Below are 18,073 nucleotides of genomic sequence, written 5' to 3' on the forward strand. Positions count from 1 at the left end.
TGCGAAGGCTTGTCTGGGTTCGCCCTGTTCTGTATTCGATTCCTGCAGGGGACACACTGATATTCTGCCCCCGACCATCCCCCCCTTTTTTCACACCCCCTCCAGCGCATACTTTTTAATTTTGCGATAGAGCGTGGCAATACCAATCCCCAGCACATCCGCCGCCTGCTTTTTATTGCCGTAGCGCGAGAGCGCGTCACAGATCATCTGCCGTTCCATCTCCTCCAGCGCCGTAACGCTCTCTGCCCGCCCTTCGGCAGCTGCTGTAACGTGCGCGCAGGTTGCGCTGACGTTGTCGCTGCTCAACAGATTGGGCGGCAAAAGCGAGATATCGATAACCTCCCCGGAGGGGACGACGTTGACCAGATACTCCATCAGATTGCTCAGCTCACGAATATTGCCCGGCCAGCGGTAGCGTTGCAGAAAGGCCACCACCTCCGGCGCAACGCCTGGATAGACCAGATCCAGCCGGTGCGTATGCAGATGAAGGAAGTAGTGGATCAGCAGCTCAATATCCTGCTGGCGCTCGCGCAGAGGCGGTAAGCGCAGCGGGATCACATTCAGGCGATAGTAGAGATCTTCGCGGAATTTACCCTCGGCGATAACCTGTGCAAGGTTTTGATTGGTCGCGGAGATAATACGAATATCCACCGGCACCGGGTGACAGGCGCCCACCGGCTGCACTTCCCGCGACTCAATGGCGCGCAGCAGCTTCACCTGCAGAGTTAATGGCATATCGCCAATCTCATCGAGAAACAGGGTGCCATGATTTGCCGCCTGAATAAGTCCCGTTTTGCCATTGGCCGATGCGCCGGTAAACGCGCCTTTAACGTAGCCGAACAGCTCGCTCTCCAGCAGATGCTCAGGGATCGCCGCGCAGTTGATAGCGACAAAAGGTTTGACGCTGCGGTCGCTCAGTTTATGGATCGCTCTGGCGACCACCTCTTTGCCGGTACCGCTCTCGCCAACAATCATCACGCTTGAGGGGACGGGCGCGACGCGGTGAATCAGCTTTTTCAACTGCCGCATCGGGCGGCACTCCCCGATCAGGCTCTCAATTAAGGGCTCCTCGTGGGCGGCGCTTAATTCTGCTGATGAGTGGGACTGGTGAAAGGCCATTAAAAATAACCACTGATCCTGAACCGCATGCAGCTGACCGATAATAAGCTCTTTCTTATCATCGAATGAAACGACGTGCAGCATATGGCCGTGGCGGAAATGGTCTTCAAAGGTTAGCGGGCGAAAGTGAATACTCTTGCCGATCATATTTCCCGCTGACGCACCGATAATTTTCAGCGCCGAAGGGTTAGCGAATTTAATTTTATGATCGTGGCCGACCACCAGCACGCCCTGATCCATAAATTCAATCATGGTCAAAAAGACTTTCTGAATATTATCGTTGCTGGAGAGATCCTGAAGAAAGCGCGAGACAAATATCGACGAGACATGACGAACATAATCTGAGAAGGCCTGAATATTATCGTTGATGCGAACTTGCTGCTCATGGGTTAATGCCACCAGGCTAATCACTCCAACACACTGCCCATGATAGATAACCAGGGTGCCGATAAAGGCTTTCTCTTTGCAGTTCGCTTTGCTGTGGCAACCATTACAGAAGGGATCAAAGCGGGAGTGGGTAACCACTTTTTCCTTTTTTGTCTCAACAATGTGGCGCAATAGTTGTGAACTTGTATTTAATTTACGCCCAATTTGCGTATCAAAAATTCCCGTTCCGGCGACCCTGCATAATGAATTATCAACAATTTCCACTTCCAGTTGCAGAACGCTCGCCAGCATTCCGGCGAATTTTTGTATCTTAGGTTGAATCTGCATCAAAATGGAGGGCGTGGTGGATGGAATCATAATCGTCCTTATTTATTGCTCACAAACTTTTAACAGCATCTTTCCGCTCTGCTTTCCGTCGTTGCAGGATAACACTCCCCTTCGCGTATTACGGAATAACCACACCCGACCGCTTTGTGACGAATGGTAAATATGTAATAGCTATCACATTTCGCTATCAATATGATAATTACGCTGCGCAGTTTATCAATTTAGCGGTTATTTCCCGGTTATTTTTCCCGCATTTCCCGTTTCGCCTTTATATCGCCTCCGCATCGTCTGTTCACACGCCTCAGCGTATTGCTTCTTTTCTGCGCAATCTTGTAAGAATCCGTGATATGGCTCGCATAATCCCGGCCCTTTACCCGCCATCCAGCGCAGCCGGCGGGAAGTGGCACACTTATTGTTAGGGTGCCACTACACGCTGGCCGTCGCGCGTCACACTCCCCCTGCAACCGCACCGCCACGCGTAAGCCCGTCATTCTTAATCAGGATTGCAAAATGAAAACTGTTAATGAATTAATCAAGGAGATCCGCACCCTTCACTCGCATCTGCATGAGAAAGATTTTCTGCTGACGTGGGAGCAGTCGCCGGATGAGCTGAAGCAGGTACTTGATGTCGCCGCGGCACTGAAGGCGCTGCGTGCAGAGAATATTGCCACCCGCGTGTTCAACAGCGGGCTGGGCATTTCGGTGTTCCGCGATAACTCTACCCGTACCCGCTTCTCCTATGCCTCGGCACTCAATCTGCTCGGCCTCGCGCAACAGGATCTTGATGAGGGGAAATCGCAGATCGCCCACGGCGAAACGGTACGCGAAACCGCCAATATGATCGCCTTCTGCGCAGACGCCATCGGCATTCGTGACGACATGTATCTCGGTGCCGGTAACGCCTGGATGCGGGAAGTGGGCGAAGCGCTGGATGACGGCCATAAACAGGGCGTGCTGCCGCAGCGTCCGGCGCTGATTAACTTACAGTGCGACATTGACCACCCGACCCAGTCGATGGCGGATCTCGCCTGGCTGCGCGAACACTTCGGCTCGCTGGAGGCGCTGAAGGGCAAAAAAATCGCCATGACCTGGGCCTACTCGCCAAGCTATGGCAAACCCCTCTCGGTGCCGCAGGGGATCATCGGGCTGATGACGCGTTTTGGAATGGATGTCACCCTCGCGCACCCCGACGGCTACGACCTGATCCCGGATGTGATTGAAGTTGCAAAAAGCAATGCCGCAGCCTCGGGCGGCAGCTTCCGCCAGGTCAATGATATGGCAGAAGCGTTTAAAGATGCCGATATCGTCTACCCGAAATCCTGGGCGCCCTACACGGTGATGGAGCAGCGCACGGACCTGCTGCGCGCCAGCGATCATCAGGGGCTTAAAGCGCTGGAGCAGCAGTGCCTGGCGCAGAATGCCCGCCATAAAGAGTGGGAGTGTACCGAAGCGCTGATGGCGACCACCCGCAACGGCGAAGCGCTCTATATGCACTGTCTGCCGGCAGATATCAGCGGCGTCTCCTGCGACGAAGGCGAAGTCGCGGCGGAGGTGTTCGAAAAATACCGCATTGCCACCTACAAAGAGGCGAGCTGGAAGCCCTACATCATCGCCTCGATGATCCTCTGTCGCAAATATGCCGAGCCGGGCCAGCTGCTGGAACAGCTGTTTACCGACGCGCAAAAACGCATTTTGTAACCGTCCGGCAGCCCGGTCGGCCACTTACTGTTTCTGACATTATGGAGAAGGTTAGAACATGTCCGCACTTCCATTGCGTATCAATATTGCAGAAAACCACTTCTTTACCGGCGAAGCCTCGCCGCGCTTCACCCGCCAGCAGGCGCAGCAGGCGCGCCAGTTCCATCAAAAACTGGCGGGCTATCAGCCCACCCCGCTCTATGCCCTGAACGCGCTGGCGGCGTGCGTCGGTGTGGATACGATTCTGGTGAAAGATGAGTCGCAGCGCTTCGGCCTTAACGCCTTCAAAATGCTCGGCGGCGTGTACGCCATCGCCCAGCTGTTGTGCGAGAAATATCATTTTGATATCAACGCCTTCTCGTTTGAGCACTTCAAAGCAAGCAGCAAAGAGAAGCTCACCTTCGCCACCTGCACCGATGGCAACCACGGGCGCGGCGTCGCCTGGGCGGCGCAGCAGCTTGGGCAGAACGCCGTGATCTATATGCCGAAAGGCTCTGCGCAGGCGCGGGTCGATGCCATTCTGCGCCTCGGGGCGGAGTGCATCGTCACCGATATGAATTACGACGATACCGTGCGCTTTACCCTGCAACGGGCGCAAAAGAATGGCTGGGAGGTGGTGCAGGATACCGCGTGGCCTGGCTACACCAAAGTCCCCACCTGGATCATGCAGGGCTACGCCACGCTGATCGATGAGGCAATCGAACAGATGGCCGAGATGGGCTCCCCCCGCCCCACTCACGTTTTCCTGCAAGCAGGCGTCGGCGCAATGGCGGCCAGCGTCCTCAACTACCTGGCAGAAACCTTCGACGCCCGGCGTCTCCACAGCGTGATTATTGAGCCGGAGCATGCCGACTGCCTCTACCGCTCCGCCGTGAAGGGGGAGATCGTCAAGGTGGGCGGCGAGATGGAGACCATTATGGCGGGCCTCGCCTGCGGCGAACCCAACCCGCTCGGCTGGACGATCCTGCGCAACTGCGCCAGCCAGTTTATCGCCTGTGAAGATGCCGTCGCCGCGCTGGGCATGCGCGTGCTTGGCCATCCGCTGGGCGACGATCCGCGCATCATCTCCGGCGAATCCGGTGCCGTCGGCGCGGGCCTGCTCGCCGCCATCCCGCTGCACCCGCAGGGCGAGTCGCTGAGAAAAAGCTTACAGCTTAATCGCGACTCGGTGGTGCTGCTGATCAGCACCGAAGGCGATACCGATGCGCAGCACTACCGCGAGGTGGTGTGGGCAGGCAAGCATCCGGCGGCTGAATAATTTCCCCGGCGTTACCGCCAGGCGGCAAGCGTCATAACAGGAGAAGAGAGCGATGGCTAAAGCTATCCCGTTTAAACAGATTGTTGAAAAAGCACACCACTACGAAGCGGAGATGACACGCTTCCTGCGCGATATGATCGCCATCCCCAGCGAAAGCTGTGATGAGAAGCGCGTCGTTCACCGCATCAAAGAGGAGATGGAGCGCGTCGGCTTCGACAAAGTGGAGATCGACCCGATGGGCAACGTGCTCGGCTATATCGGCCACGGCCCACGGCTGCTGGCTATGGATGCGCATATTGATACGGTCGGCGTCGGCAATATCAAGAACTGGGGCTTTGATCCCTATCACGGGATTGAAACCGATGAGCTGATCGGCGGGCGCGGCGCCTCCGATCAGGAGGGCGGCATGGCCTCGATGGTCTATGCCGGGAAGATCATCAAAGATCTCGGCCTTGAGGATGAGTACACCCTGCTGGTGACCGGCACCGTGCAGGAGGAGGATTGTGATGGCCTTTGCTGGCAGTACATCATTGAGCAGTCCGGCATTCGCCCGGAGTTTGTCGTCAGCACTGAGCCGACCGATTGCCAGATCTATCGCGGCCATCGCGGGCGCATGGAGATCCGCGTCGATGTGCATGGCGTCAGCTGTCATGGCTCCGCGCCGGAGCGCGGCGATAACGCCATCTTCAAAATGGCTCCGATTCTCGGCGAGCTGGAGCGCCTGTCGCAACGTCTGGGAAATGATGATTTTCTCGGCAAAGGCACGCTCACCGTCTCGGAGATCTTCTTTACCTCGCCAAGCCGCTGTGCGGTAGCGGATAGCTGCGCCATCTCTATCGATCGCCGCCTCACCTGGGGCGAAAGCTGGGAGGGGGCGCTGGAGGAGATCCGCGCGCTGCCAGCGGTGAAAAAGGCCGAAGCGGTGGTGTCGATGTACAGCTATGACCGCCCGTCGTGGACCGGGCTTATCTACCCTACCGAGTGCTATTTCCCGACGTGGAAAGTGGAGGAGGATCACTTCACGGTGCGCGCGCTCTACAACGCCTATGAGGGGCTGTTCGGCAGCGCGCCGGTGGTGGATAAGTGGACCTTCTCCACCAACGGCGTCTCGATTATGGGGCGGCACGGCATTCCGGTTATCGGTTTTGGCCCCGGTAAGGAGCCGGAAGCCCATGCACCGAATGAGAAGACCTGGAAGTCGCATCTGGTCACCTGCGCGGCGATGTATGCCGCGATCCCGCTGAGCTGGCTGGCGACTGCGTAGTTTGTCGATGTCACGCCCGCTTGATTTGGCGGCGGGCGTTCTGGAGTCTCTATGCGCGTACTGATTAAAAATGGCCTTATCGTCAACGCTGACAAGAGAGCCTGCGCGGATCTGCTTATCGATGCCGGGCGGGTTAAGCAGATTACCAGCACGATTGAGGCCGATGCCTCCTGCAAGGTGATTGATGCTGCGGGCTGTTATGTGATGCCCGGCGGCGTCGATGTTCATACCCATTTCAACATTGATACCGGGCTTGCCCGCAGCTGCGACGACTTCTTTACCGGCACCCGCGCGGCGGCCTGCGGCGGCACCACCACGGTGGTCGATCATATGGGCTTTGGCCCGCCCGGCTGCCATCTGCGCCACCAGCTCGGCGTTTACCATAACTATGCCGCCTATAAAGCAGTGATCGACTACAGCTTTCACGGCGTGATCCAGCATGTGAACCACGGCATTCTGGATGAGATCCCGATGATGGTGGAGAGCGGCATCAGCAGTTTTAAGCTCTATCTCACTTATCAGTACAAGCTGAACGATGATGAGATTTTGCAGGCGATGCGCCATCTGCATCTGGCGGGTGCGCTGACCACCGTCCACCCGGAGAACGATGCCGCCATCGCCCAGCGCCGCGCGGCGTTTCTTAATGCCGGGAAAACCGCGCCGCGCTACCACGCTCTGAGCCGCCCGCCGGAGTGCGAAGCAGAAGCGATCGCCAGAGTGATTAATCTCGCGCGGCTGGCTGGCGATGCGCCGCTCTATATCGTGCACCTCTCCAATCAGCTGGGGCTGGAGTACCTGCGTCTGGCCCGCGCGCAGCAGCAGCCGGTATGGGTGGAGACCTGCCCGCAGTATCTGCTGCTCGACGAACGCTGCTACGAACGCCAGGACGCGCTGAAGTATCTGCTCAGCCCGCCGCTGCGTAATGCCCGCCACAATGATGCGCTGTGGGGCGGCATTGCCGATGGCGCGATCGATACCGTCGCCACCGATCACTGCGCCTTTTCGCTGACTCAGCGCCAGACCCTCTCCGGCGGCGATTTCAGCCGCTGCCCGAACGGGCTACCAGGGGTGGAAAATCGCCTGTTGCTGCTCTTCTCCTATGGAGTGATGACCGGGCGTATTTCGCCCGAGCGCTTTGTGGCGCTCACCAGCGCCAACCCGGCCAAACTGTTCGGCATGTGGCCGCAAAAAGGGCTATTGGCTCCCGGTGCGGATGGCGATGTGGTGATTATCGATCCGCAGCGCACCACCACCATTCGCCACGATCGGCTGCATGACAATGCGGACTATTCGCCGTGGGAGGGGTTTATCTGCCAGGGGGCGATCCGCCAGACCCTGTCGCGCGGGCGGGTGATCTTCGATAACGGCGTATTCACCGGCGTTGCCGGCCAGGGGCGCTTTTTACGCCGCCAACCCTTTCAGCCGCTTACGCTGCCGTCAGCGGAACCGTTGCTACAAGAGAGTGTGCTATGAAGAAAAAGATTGTTCTCGCCCTCGGCGGAAATGCGCTCGGGTGCGATCTCGCCGGGCAGATGCAGGCGCTACAGCAGACCGCACAAACTATCGCCGAACTGGTCGCCCTGGGGCACCAGGTGGTGATCACCCACGGTAACGGCCCGCAGGTCGGCATGATCACCCTCGCCTTCGAGGCCGCCGCCAGAACCGAGGCGCACACGCCGATGCTGCCGATGTCGGTCTGCGTTGCCCTGAGCCAGGGCTATATTGGCTACGATCTGCAAAATACCCTGCGTGAAGCTCTGCTCGCCCGCAACCTCGATATTCCCGTCGCCACGGTGATAACCCAGGTGGAAGTGGCGGCGGGCGATGCCGCCTTCAGCCAGCCGGACAAACCGATTGGCTCCTTCTTTTCAGCAGCTGAAGCGCAGGCGCTTATCCGCCAGGGCTACACCATGAAGGAGGATGCCGGGCGCGGCTACCGGCGGGTTGTCGCCTCGCCAAAACCTGTCGATATCATTGAAAAAGAGACAGTAAAAGCGCTGATGGCCGCCGATCAGGTGGTGATCACCTGCGGCGGTGGCGGTATTCCGGTGGTACGTGAGGGGCAGCATCTGCGCGGCGTCAGCGCGGTGATCGATAAAGACTGGGCCAGCGCCACGCTCGCCGACACGATCGATGCCGATATGTTGATCATTCTCACCGCCGTGGAGAAAGTGGCGCTGCACTTCGGCAAGGCCAACCAGCAGTTGCTCGATACGCTCTCCGTCAGGGATGCGGAGCGTTTTATCGCCGAAGGCCACTTCGCCGCGGGTTCAATGCTGCCGAAGGTGGAGGCTGCCCTCGCCTTTGCCCGCTCGCGGCCTGGCCGCCAGGCGCTGATCACCGGGCTACGCCAGGCGAAAGCGGGCATTGAGGGCAAAACCGGCACGCTGATTAGCCAGTAACCGGCGGCCGGGCTGCTCACGCGATCTCCGTTTCGCTCTGTTGGTGTGCGGGCATGTTGAGACCGAGCAGCCCGCCCGCCGCGCGGTTTTTCACCTGCAGGATCTCCGCCAGTATGCTGATGGCGATCTCCTGCGGCGTCTCGGCGCCAATGTCATACCCTACCGGCGCGCGCAGGCGGGCAAGCGCGCTGTCGCTGACGCCCGCATCGCGCAGTTGGCGCAGAAAGGATTGCACCTTACGCCGACTCGACAGCAGCCCGAGCCACGCGACCGGCTGGTCAATCAGCAGCTCCAGCGCCTCACGATCCTGGTTATGGGTGGCGATCAGCACGTAGTCCTGCGGCTGAATCGCGAGGTTGTCGATCACATCGACAAAGTTTTGCCCATACACCAGCCGAATGGAGGGGAGGAAGGCATCAGAGGTGAGGCTCTGTAGATAGGTGTCGCCAACGGCGATATCAAACCCGAGCGGCACCGCCGCGTGCGCCATCGCGCGGTTAACATGGCCTGCGCCAACCAGCACCAGCCGGGGGCGCAGGCCATGCACGCTGATATGCACCGTCATTGCGCCGCCGCAGTCCGCACCGACCGCATTCTGCCCGCTGCGCGCCATACGGCCATGAAAAACGCGGGCGGTTTTCTCCCGCAGCGCCTCCAGCGCCTCGTTAATAACGTGGCGTTCAATCACGCCGCCGCCGATGGTGCCGATGATCGTGCCGTCATCGCGAATCAACATCTGCGCAGTGTGCCGGGGGGCTGACCCACGGCTGTCAATAATCTGCGCCAGGGCAAAAGGCCGATTCTGCTCTTCAAGTTTTGCTGCTTCTGCAAAAATCGTCATAACATCCTCAAGGTTATTTAGTCCGCGCGTGGCACGCTTTTTCATCTTTGAGTAATGCAATATTTATACTCGTCTGCCGTTTTATTTTTTAAAGCGTGAGCCGCGTCGTAAACGAACCTGATATTTGCCTGAAGATTAATCAGTAATAACCACGCTAATACGTAGCGGCAGGCGGGAAATTATCACTCTGATAGTTTCTTTGCGCTTTTTGAGAAAATGAAAATCACGCCTGCCTGATAACCGCTTACATGAACACCCGCAACCGGCATAACTTTAGAGACATCTCACACTTTCACGCTCTTTCAACCACTTAAACCAGGAGTGGTGTGATTGTTGCTTTCTCTCCCCTCGCCGCTGCGATGAAAAATAGTGCGGCAATGTCGTTTATCTGAATAAGCCAGAGGAGAGGGTTATGGGAGATATTATGCGCCCCGTGCCGTTTGAGGCGCTGCTGACGCGTATTTTTGCGGAGTATCAGAGCCAGCGGTCAATATTTGGCATTCCCGAACAGCAATTTTATTCAACCGATCGTTCGCGGCCCATTACGGTATTTGGTGAAACCTGCGCCACCCCGCTTGGCCCCGCCGCCGGACCGCATACGCAGCTGGCGCAAAATATTATTACCGCCTGGCTGACAGGCGGGCGTTTTATCGAATTAAAAACCGTGCAGATCCTCGATCGCCTTGAGATTGAAAAACCCTGTATTGATGCCGCTGATGCCGGGTTTAATACCGAGTGGTCGACGGAGTTCACCCTGGCAAAGGCCTGGGATGAGTACCTGAAAGCCTGGTTTGTGCTGCATCTGCTCGATGCGGTGTTCCCGCAGACGCCGAGAACAGAAGATAAATCGTTTATTTTCAATATGAGCGTCGGCTACAACCTTGAGGGGATCAAGCAGCCGCCGATGCAGACCTTTATCGCCCGCATGATGGACGCCTCGGCAGAGCCAAAATTTCACCTCTATCGCACCACTCTGCATCACTGCCTGAATAACGCCGACTTCCTCGCCCGCCTGCCAAATCATGCCCGCTCGGCCAGGCTGCAATCCCTTTCTGAACGCATTCCCGCCACGCTGGTGCAGGGTGTGACGCTCTCCACCATGCACGGCTGCCCGCCGGATGAGATTGAAGCCATCTGCCGCTATATGCTGGTGGAGAAGCGGCTCAACACCTTCGTCAAACTCAACCCGACCCTGCTGGGCTACGGGCGCGTACGCGAGATCCTTGACCGCTGCGGCTTTGAGGAGATTGTGCTTAATGAGGAGTCCTTCGCCCACGACTTACAGTTTGCCCCGGCGGTGGCGATGCTGACCCGGCTGATGGCGCTGGCGGCCGGGCAGCAGCGCAGCTTCGGCGTCAAGCTGACCAACACCCTCGGCACGGTCAATACCCGCGGCGTGTTGCCGGGCGGCGAGATGTATATGTCCGGGCGCGCCCTCTTCCCGCTCGCCATCAATGTTGCCGCCCGGCTGTCGCGCGCCTTCGACGGCAAGCTGCCGATCTCCTACTCCGGCGGTGCCAGTCAGCTCACCATTCGCGACATCTTCGAGACCGGCATTCGCCCGATCACGCTGGCAACGGATCTGCTGAAACCGGGCGGCTATCTGCGCCTCACCGCCTGCCTGCGCGAGCTGGAGCAGGCGCGGGGCTGGGAGATGACCGCTATTGATGTCGCGCGCCTCGACGCGCTGGCGGAGCGCGCCATCACCATGGCGTACACGCAGAAAGGGTGGAAGCCGGACGATCGCATCGAGGTCGCCAGCCCGCTGCCCGCCACCGACTGCTATGTTGCGCCGTGCGTCAGTGCCTGCGCCATCAAACAGGATATCCCGGAGTATATTCGCCTGCTTGGTGAGGGGCGCTACGCCGATGCGCTGGCGTTGATTTACCAGCGTAATGCGCTCCCGGCGATGACGGGTCATATCTGCGATCACCAATGTCAGTACAACTGCACGCGGCTGGATTATGAGAGCGCGGTAAATATTCGTGAGCTGAAGAAGGTGGCGCTGGAAAAGGGGTGGGAAGAGTATCAACTGCGCTGGCATAAACCGGCAGGCTCCGGTTCACGCCATCCGGTAGCGGTGATCGGTGCCGGGCCTTCCGGGCTGGCGGCCGGCTACTTTCTCGCCCGCGCCGGGCATCCGGTGACGCTGTTTGAGCGCGAAGCGAGCGCCGGTGGCGTGGTGAAAAATATCATTCCGCCATTTCGTATTCCGGCTGAGCTGATTGAGCACGATATTGATTTCGTGGTGCAGCACGGCGTGAAGATCGTCTATGGCTGCGATCCGCACCTGACCATCGGGCAGTTACAAAAGCAGGGTTTTCACTATGTGCTGGTGGCGACCGGCGCGGATCAGAGCCGCGCGGTGGCGCTGGGCGGCGATAACCCGAATATTCACTCATCGCTGACGTTTCTGCGCGCCTTTCATCGCGGCGAGCCTTTGCAGCCGGGTAAACATGTGGCGATTATCGGCGCGGGCAACACGGCGATGGATTGCGCCCGCGCGGCGCTGCGCATACCGGGCGTTGAGCGTGCCACCGTGGTTTATCGCCGCTCGCGCAAAGAGATGCCCGCCTGGCGTGAAGAGTATGAAGAGGCGCGCCGTGCAGGGGTGGAGTTTGCGTGGCTGAGCAACCCGGAGCAGTTTGCGCCAGACGGCACGCTGACCCTGCGCGTGATGCAGCTCGGTGAGGCTGATGCCGCAGGGCGACGCCAGCCGCTGGCCACAGACAAAACGCGCACCATGCAGGTCGATAGTGTCATTACCGCCATCGGCGAGCAGCAGGATAACGCGGCGCTGTCGGCATTCGGCCTGCCCGTTGATGAACAGGGCCGCGTGGCAGTCAATGCCGAGGGTGAAACGCGCCTCGCTAACGTCTTTTTAATTGGCGATGTGCAACATGGCCCGGCGTCGATTGTCGCTGCCATCGGCAATGCCCGGCGGGCAGCGGAGGCGATCCTTGCACGCGAAAGTCTCGCCAGCCATCAGCAGAGCAAATACTGGAGCAATGTCGACCCGGCGGAGATTTATCAGCGCAAAGGCGACATCGCTCTGGCGCAGGCGGATAAGGCAGATCGCGAGAGCTTTGTCGCTCAGGAGGCGAGCCGCTGCCTGGCCTGTAGCTACATTTGCAGCAAATGCGTCGATGTCTGCCCGAACCGGGCGAATATCTCGCTGCCGATCCCCGGCTTCAACAACCGTTTCCAGACCCTGCATCTGGATGCCTGGTGCAACGAGTGCGGCAACTGCGCGCAGTTCTGCCCGTGGCAGGGGAAACCCTATCAGGACAAAGTGACCCTCTTCAGCCTCGAAGAGGATTTCCTCAACAGCCACAATCCCGGCTTTTTCATCGACAACCAGCGCGTCTCTATCCGCCAGCATGATCAGCAGTGGCAGCTGGATATCGATGCGGATGGCCATTTCGATCATGTGCCGCCGCAGCTGGAGGCGATGTGCCGCATTATCGGCCACGTCCATGAGCACTATCACTATCTGCTTAGCGAGGTAGAACAATGAGTCTCACCATCCTGAAAAATGCCACCGCCGCGCAGCTCTTCCCGGCGAAAGTGTGGCAGCAGGTCGATATCGCGATTAAAGATGACCTGATCCTCGCGGTCGATAGCGGGCTGGAGCAGCGCTATATGGGCGCGCAGGTGATTGAGATGCAGGGTCGGCTGGTGATGCCCGGCCTGGTCTGCGCCCATAACCACTTCTACTCCGGTTTATCGCGCGGGATTCAGGCGAAAATCGCCCCCAGCCCCGATTTTATCTCGACGCTGAAAAACCTCTGGTGGCGGCTCGACCGGGCCATCGACGCCGAGTCGCTCTACTACAGCGCGCTTATCTGTGCGCTGGAAGCGGTACGCAGCGGCTGCACGGCAGTGATTGATCATCACGCTTCACCGGGGTATATCGCCGGTTCGCTCAGCCAGCTGCGCCGCGCTTTTCTCACCGTCGGGCTGCGCGGTATGACCTGCTTTGAGACCACCGACCGCAACGAGGGGCTGCGCGAGGTGTGTAAAGGCGTGGAGGAGAATATCCGCTTTGCCAAAGAGATCGACGCCGCGCGGCAAAAAGAGCAGGAACCTTATCTGGTCGAGGCCTGTATTGGCGCGCATGCGCCCTTCACCGTGCCGCACGAAGGGTTGGTGATGCTCAGTGAGGCGCGAAAAGCGACCGGGCGCGGGCTGCATATTCATGTCGCCGAGGATCGCTATGATGTCGCCCATAGCCATCACCACTATGGAAAAGATCCGCTGGAGCGGCTGGCTGAGTATGACCTGCTTGATGACAAAACCCTTGTCGCCCACGGGCTCTATCTCTCCGACATCGACATCTCGCTGCTCAATGCCCACGACGGTTTTCTGATCCATAACGCCCGTTCAAACATGAATAACCACGTCGGCTATAACCACCGGCTGGCGCAGTTCCGCCACCTTGCCCTCGGCACTGACGGCATCGGCTCCGATATGTTTGAAGAGCTAAAGTTCGCCTTCTTCAAGCACCGCGATGCGGGCGGCGCGCTGTGGCCCGACAGCTTCGCCCGTGCGCTCTATAACGGCAACGAAGTGCTGAACCGCAACTTCAACGCCCGCTTTGGCCGTATCGAAGCGGGGTATAAAGCGGATTTGACCATCTGCGACTATCTGCCGCCGACGCCGCTGGTTGATGCGAATGTCGCCGGGCATCTGGCGTTTGGCCTCAGTTCCAACAGCGTGCACAGCGTGATGGTGAACGGCAGGATGATTTACCAGGATCGCCGCTTTACCCTCGACTGCGCGCCGCTGTTTGCCGAGGCGCAGGCGGTGGCGAAACGGCTATGGGCAAGAATGGATGCCCTGAACTGACCCCGCCTGCCCGCCCGTTGGTGCAAGCCGGGCGGGCAGGCGCTACACGGTAGGGTTGAGTGGTTTGCCCGATCCGCACAGGAGAGAGAACTCATGAAAGAGAGTGCTATGGCGGCTTCGGCCGCGTCCGTTGATGAGGTTCTGCCCGTTACGCAGATGTTTTTTTATGGCCTGCAACATGTGCTGGTGATGTATGCCGGTGCGGTGGCGGTGCCGCTAGTGGTGGGCAACGCGGTCGGGCTGCCGGCAGAACAGATTATTTTGCTCATCAGCGCCGATCTGTTTATTTGCGGCGGCGCAACGCTGATGCAGTCGCTGGGGGTGACGCAGTGGCTTGGCTGTCGGCTGCCGCTGATCCAGGGCTGCACCTTCGCAGCACTAATCCCAATGGTGCTGATTGGGAAGGAGTATGGCCTCGGCGGCATCTCCGGGGCGGTGATTATCTCGGGGATCTTTATCCTCTGCTGCGCGCCGTGGATCAGTAAGCTGATCCGCTTTTTTCCCAGAGTGGTGATGGGCAGTATCGTCACGCTTATCGGCCTGTCGATTCTGCCCGTCGCCGGTGGCTGGGTCGGCGGCGGCGCAAGCGATATGCATGGCTTTGGCGACCTGATTTCGCTCCTGATGGCTGCCGTGACGCTGGTGGTGATCCTCAATATCTACACCTTCGCCTCCGGGGTGATTAAAAACACCTCGGTGCTGATTGGGCTGGTGGTCGGCACGCTACTGTGGAGCGTGTTTAAACCGCTCGATTTTCAGCTGGTGCAGGCGACGCCCTGGCTGCATCTGCCGCAGGCGCTGCCGTTTGCGAAACCGGAGTTTCACCTGCTGCCCGTCGCCCTGCTGTCGATGGTAATGGTGGTGGTGATGGTGGAGACCATGTCGTCGATGATGGCGACCGGCGATATTGTCGGCAAAAACGTCGATGCGCGGATGCTGCGTAACGGCCTTAACACCTGCGGGCTGGCAACCATGATCTGCGGGCTGTTTAACCTCTTCCCCTATGCCGCCTTTGCGCAAAACGTCGGGCTTATTGGCCTCACCGGCGTGCGCAGCCGTTTTGTCGTTGCCATGTCGGGGGTGATTCTGATGCTGATGGGGCTGTTTGCCAAACTGGCGGCGCTGGTGGTGTTAATCCCCAAACCGGTGCTGGGCGGCGCGGGGATTGTGATGTTCGGCATGGTTGCCGTCTCGGGCATTCGTACCCTTGGGCAGGTCGATTATCGCAACAACAATAACGGTATGGTGGTGGCGCTGACGCTCGGGCTGGGGATGATGCCGGTGCTGGTGCCGACGCTGTTTATCCAGTTTCCACCAACGGTGCAGCTGTTTCTGCATAGCGGCATCACCATCGGCACGCTGACGGCGATTGTCGCCAATCTGACCCTCAACGGCAGCGCGCCGTTTAAATTCTCCCAACACGCTCCCTCCCCCGATCCGCTGCCGCCCAGCGCCGCCGCGCGTAATGTGGCGGTGCGCACCGTCAGAATGTGGCTGCTGCTGCGCAAAGTGCAAAAAGAGCGGCAGGAGAAAGCGTGATGCGCTCGCCCCGGCGGGCTGCCCTACACCGCCCGCCGCTGCGTGCCCAGGGCCAGTAACAGCAGGCAGATCGCCACCGAGACGGCCAGATTACAGAGCATGCCCGCGACAAACGCCGATGCGTACTGCCCCGCCTGCACAACTGACCCGGCATCGCTCAGGGCAGCATTGAACAGCATCGCCACTACCGCTACGCCCAGCGCGGCACCGACCTGCTGGACGGTAGAGATGATGCCGGATGCCATGCCGGATTGCGCTTCGTCAACGTAGCCGAGCACCAGATTGAGCAGCGGCGTCATGATCGCCCCCTGCCCGGCGCCGACAATCACCAGCACCGGGATCAGGGTAACGGGGTTCAGCTGCGCCCCCGCCATCGCCACCTGGGCAATCAGCGCGGCAATAAACAGCGCGTAGATCAGCGCCCCGCCGATAATCGCCCGGATCCCCCAGCGCGCCACCAGCCGCGGTGCGGCGAGTGATGCCAGCACAAAGCCGACGCTACAGGGAGCAAAAATCAGCCCCGCCTGTAACGGGTCCAGCCCAAACCCGTTTTGCACCAGCAGGGCAAAGCAGAGAAAGAAGGAGCTGGAAGTGGAGTAGACCAGCAGCACCAGCACCACGCCGAGCGCGACATGGCGTTGCGCCAGCAGGCGCATATCCACCAGCGGCCATAAGCCTGCAATCCGACGCTGCTCCTACTGGCGATAAAAGAGCACCAGCAGCACCGCTGCCGCACCCAGTGAGCAGAGCGTCCACGCGGGCCAGCCCTGGGTTGGCCCTTCGATCAATGGCACCAGTAACAGTGCGAGCGCGGTGCTAATTAGCAGCACGCCGCGCCCGTCGAGCAGCGGTTTTTGCGGCGCGAAAGATTCGGGGATCGCGCGAGCCGCAACGATGGCAATCACGCCAACCGGGATATTAATCAGAAAGATAGTGCGCCAGCCCAGGCCAAAGAGATTGGCGTGAATCAGCCCGCCACCCAACACTTGCCCGGCAATCGCCGCCAGCCCCAGCGTCATGCCGAGCAGGCCAAACGCGCGGCGTCGGTCATTACCGTCAAAGTTAACGCGAATCGAGGCGTAGACCTGCGGGAAGAGCAGCGCCGCTGCGAGCCCCTGCAACACGCGGGCGGCGATCAGCGTTTCACTGCCTGGTGCCAGGCCACAGAGTGCCGAGGCGAGGGTAAAGCCCGCCATACCGAAGACAAAGAGGCGACGGCGACCAAAGCGATCGCCGAGCCGCCCGCCGGTGATCAGCAGTACGCCGAAGGCCAACTCGTAGCCTGCGATGATAAAGCTGATTTGCGCGAAGCTGGCACCCAGCCCGGTCTGCATACTCGGGATGGCGACGTTAACCACAAACAGATCGAAAATGGTGACAAAGCCCGCCAGCAGCAGTACGGCTAAGCCTGCCCACGGCGGCGCGGCGGCGGGAGTGCGATCGCAGGGGATCGCAGCACAAGAAGAGGATTTCATAACGCATTTCCATTATCAGCGGAGTGTGCAACGATTCTCCCTGCTTCATTAAGCCGTTACAATTTAACCATTTATACTATTACTTTTAGCAACGAGAGCCGAGATGCGAACTCTGGAACGAACCCGCCCCGATCTGGCAGCCTTTTTACGCGCGCACCGCCAGCGCCTGTCGCCCGCCGATGTCGGCCTGCCGAGCGGCAACCGACGCCGCACGCCGGGGCTGCGTCGCGAAGAGGTGGCGGCGCTGGCCGGTGTCGGTTTAACCTGGTACACCTGGCTTGAACAGGGGCGCGATATTGGCGTCTCGGCGCAGTTTCTCGACAACCTCGCGCGGGTACTGAAACTCGATGCGGCCGAGCGCCGTCATCTCTTTATGCTCACCCACGCGCGCCCACCGGCCGAACCGGGCAAAACCTGGTGCGTACTGCCGCCGCTGGTGCGCCGCCTGATGCACGATCTCCCCCACCCCGCCTTTGTGCTCAACCTGCGCTGGGATGTGCTGGGCTTTAACGCCCCGGCGGATAGGCTTTTCGGCTTCAGTCGCCACGCGCCCGAGCGGCGTAACCTGCTCTGGCTGCTGTTCACCGATCCGCTGCTGCAGGAGCGTTTTGTCGCCTGGCATCAGCAGGCTCCGCTGATGCTGTCGAGCTTTCGCCGCGACTTCGCCCGCGCCAGCCAGAGCACCAATATTGTCGAACTGGTAGAGGAGCTGGAGCGCGTGTCGCCTGAGTTCAGCGGCTGGTGGCGGCAGCATGATGTCCACGCCCCGTGCAACGGCGTGCGCCATTTGTGGATTGATCAGCATTCCGTGCCATTCGAGCACACCACGCTGATTATCGACGAAGATCGCCACCTGCGGCTGGTGGTTTATGCCCAACACCAGCAAGAAGCCGGGTAGCGAATAACGGGAATCAG

Annotated in this window: 10 protein-coding genes and 2 pseudogenes; 9 read left to right on the forward strand and 3 right to left on the reverse strand. The window is 59.5% G+C overall.

What is annotated here, in order from left to right; translation table 11 throughout:
* Positions 1-90: 90 nt before the first annotated feature.
* Positions 91-1,863, reverse strand: a complete 1,773-nt coding sequence (locus IAE48_RS02775; protein ID WP_200133388.1) for a sigma-54-dependent Fis family transcriptional regulator — start codon at positions 1,861-1,863, stop codon at positions 91-93.
* 480 nt (positions 1,864-2,343) lie between these two features.
* On the opposite strand from IAE48_RS02775, the gene ygeW reads away from it, so the two are divergent.
* The 5 genes from ygeW to arcC are packed head-to-tail and all read left to right on the forward strand — an operon-like array spanning position 2,344 to position 8,455.
* Positions 2,344-3,531, forward strand: a complete 1,188-nt coding sequence (ygeW, locus tag IAE48_RS02780; protein ID WP_042716280.1) for a knotted carbamoyltransferase YgeW — start codon at positions 2,344-2,346, stop codon at positions 3,529-3,531.
* Positions 3,532-3,589: 58 nt separating this feature from the next.
* Positions 3,590-4,789 carry a diaminopropionate ammonia-lyase gene (gene dpaL, locus IAE48_RS02785; protein ID WP_200133389.1) on the forward strand — a complete coding sequence of 400 codons (1,200 nt, stop codon included), beginning with the start codon at positions 3,590-3,592 and terminating at the stop codon, positions 4,787-4,789.
* Between the two features lie 52 nt (positions 4,790-4,841).
* Complete coding sequence (locus tag IAE48_RS02790) at positions 4,842-6,053, forward strand: YgeY family selenium metabolism-linked hydrolase (RefSeq protein WP_200133390.1); 1,212 nt, start codon at positions 4,842-4,844, stop codon at positions 6,051-6,053.
* 51 nt (positions 6,054-6,104) lie between these two features.
* Entirely contained in the window at positions 6,105-7,526 is a 1,422-nt protein-coding gene (gene hydA, locus IAE48_RS02795; protein WP_200133391.1) for a dihydropyrimidinase, read from the forward strand.
* On the forward strand, positions 7,523-8,455 hold the full coding sequence (arcC, locus tag IAE48_RS02800) for a carbamate kinase (RefSeq protein WP_200133392.1): 933 nt from the start codon (positions 7,523-7,525) through the stop codon (positions 8,453-8,455). Before hydA ends, arcC begins: the two co-directional genes overlap by 4 nt.
* A 64-nt stretch (positions 8,456-8,519) precedes the next feature.
* Here arcC and IAE48_RS02805 read toward each other — a convergent pair.
* Positions 8,520-9,296: pseudogene (locus IAE48_RS02805) on the reverse strand (XdhC family protein); the annotation flags it as partial.
* A 412-nt stretch (positions 9,297-9,708) separates the two neighbouring features.
* Between IAE48_RS02805 and ygfK the strand changes: the two are divergent.
* From ygfK to IAE48_RS02820, 3 genes are all read left to right on the forward strand, one after another.
* The gene (gene ygfK / locus IAE48_RS02810; protein WP_200133394.1) at positions 9,709-12,813 is read left to right on the forward strand and encodes a putative selenate reductase subunit YgfK; all 3,105 of its coding nucleotides are present in this window, start codon (positions 9,709-9,711) and stop codon (positions 12,811-12,813) included.
* Positions 12,810-14,144, forward strand: a complete 1,335-nt coding sequence (ssnA, locus tag IAE48_RS02815; RefSeq protein WP_200133395.1) for a putative aminohydrolase SsnA — start codon at positions 12,810-12,812, stop codon at positions 14,142-14,144. Before ygfK ends, ssnA begins: the two co-directional genes overlap by 4 nt.
* 93 nt (positions 14,145-14,237) lie before the next feature.
* A complete protein-coding gene (locus IAE48_RS02820) occupies positions 14,238-15,683 on the forward strand; it encodes a nucleobase:cation symporter-2 family protein (RefSeq protein WP_200133396.1) in 1,446 nt (481 codons plus the stop codon).
* Positions 15,684-15,706: 23 nt separating this feature from the next.
* Here the strand turns inward: IAE48_RS02820 and IAE48_RS02825 are convergent.
* Positions 15,707-17,158: pseudogene (locus tag IAE48_RS02825) on the reverse strand (MFS transporter).
* Positions 17,159-17,261: 103 nt separating this feature from the next.
* Between IAE48_RS02825 and IAE48_RS02830 the strand changes: the two are divergent.
* Entirely contained in the window at positions 17,262-18,056 is a 795-nt protein-coding gene (locus IAE48_RS02830) for a helix-turn-helix transcriptional regulator (RefSeq protein WP_200133397.1), read from the forward strand.
* Positions 18,057-18,073: the final 17 nt, after the last annotated feature.

Source organism: Kosakonia sp. S57 (genome assembly GCF_016516575.1).
In the GTDB taxonomy this organism is placed as follows: Bacteria; Pseudomonadota; Gammaproteobacteria; order Enterobacterales; family Enterobacteriaceae; genus Kosakonia; species Kosakonia cowanii.

Excerpts from the sequence above, each read along its gene's own strand:
- IAE48_RS02775 (WP_200133388.1), bottom strand. The coding sequence starts at position 1,863 with ATGATTCCATCCACCACGCCCTCCATTTTGATGCAGATTCAACCTAAG.
- ygeW (WP_042716280.1), top strand. The coding sequence starts at position 2,344 with ATGAAAACTGTTAATGAATTAATCAAGGAGATCCGCACCCTTCACTCG.
- dpaL (WP_200133389.1), top strand. The coding sequence starts at position 3,590 with ATGTCCGCACTTCCATTGCGTATCAATATTGCAGAAAACCACTTCTTT.
- IAE48_RS02790 (WP_200133390.1), top strand. The coding sequence starts at position 4,842 with ATGGCTAAAGCTATCCCGTTTAAACAGATTGTTGAAAAAGCACACCAC.
- hydA (WP_200133391.1), top strand. The coding sequence starts at position 6,105 with ATGCGCGTACTGATTAAAAATGGCCTTATCGTCAACGCTGACAAGAGA.
- arcC (WP_200133392.1), top strand. The coding sequence starts at position 7,523 with ATGAAGAAAAAGATTGTTCTCGCCCTCGGCGGAAATGCGCTCGGGTGC.
- ygfK (WP_200133394.1), top strand. The coding sequence starts at position 9,709 with ATGGGAGATATTATGCGCCCCGTGCCGTTTGAGGCGCTGCTGACGCGT.
- ssnA (WP_200133395.1), top strand. The coding sequence starts at position 12,810 with ATGAGTCTCACCATCCTGAAAAATGCCACCGCCGCGCAGCTCTTCCCG.
- IAE48_RS02820 (WP_200133396.1), top strand. The coding sequence starts at position 14,238 with ATGAAAGAGAGTGCTATGGCGGCTTCGGCCGCGTCCGTTGATGAGGTT.
- IAE48_RS02830 (WP_200133397.1), top strand. The coding sequence starts at position 17,262 with ATGCGAACTCTGGAACGAACCCGCCCCGATCTGGCAGCCTTTTTACGC.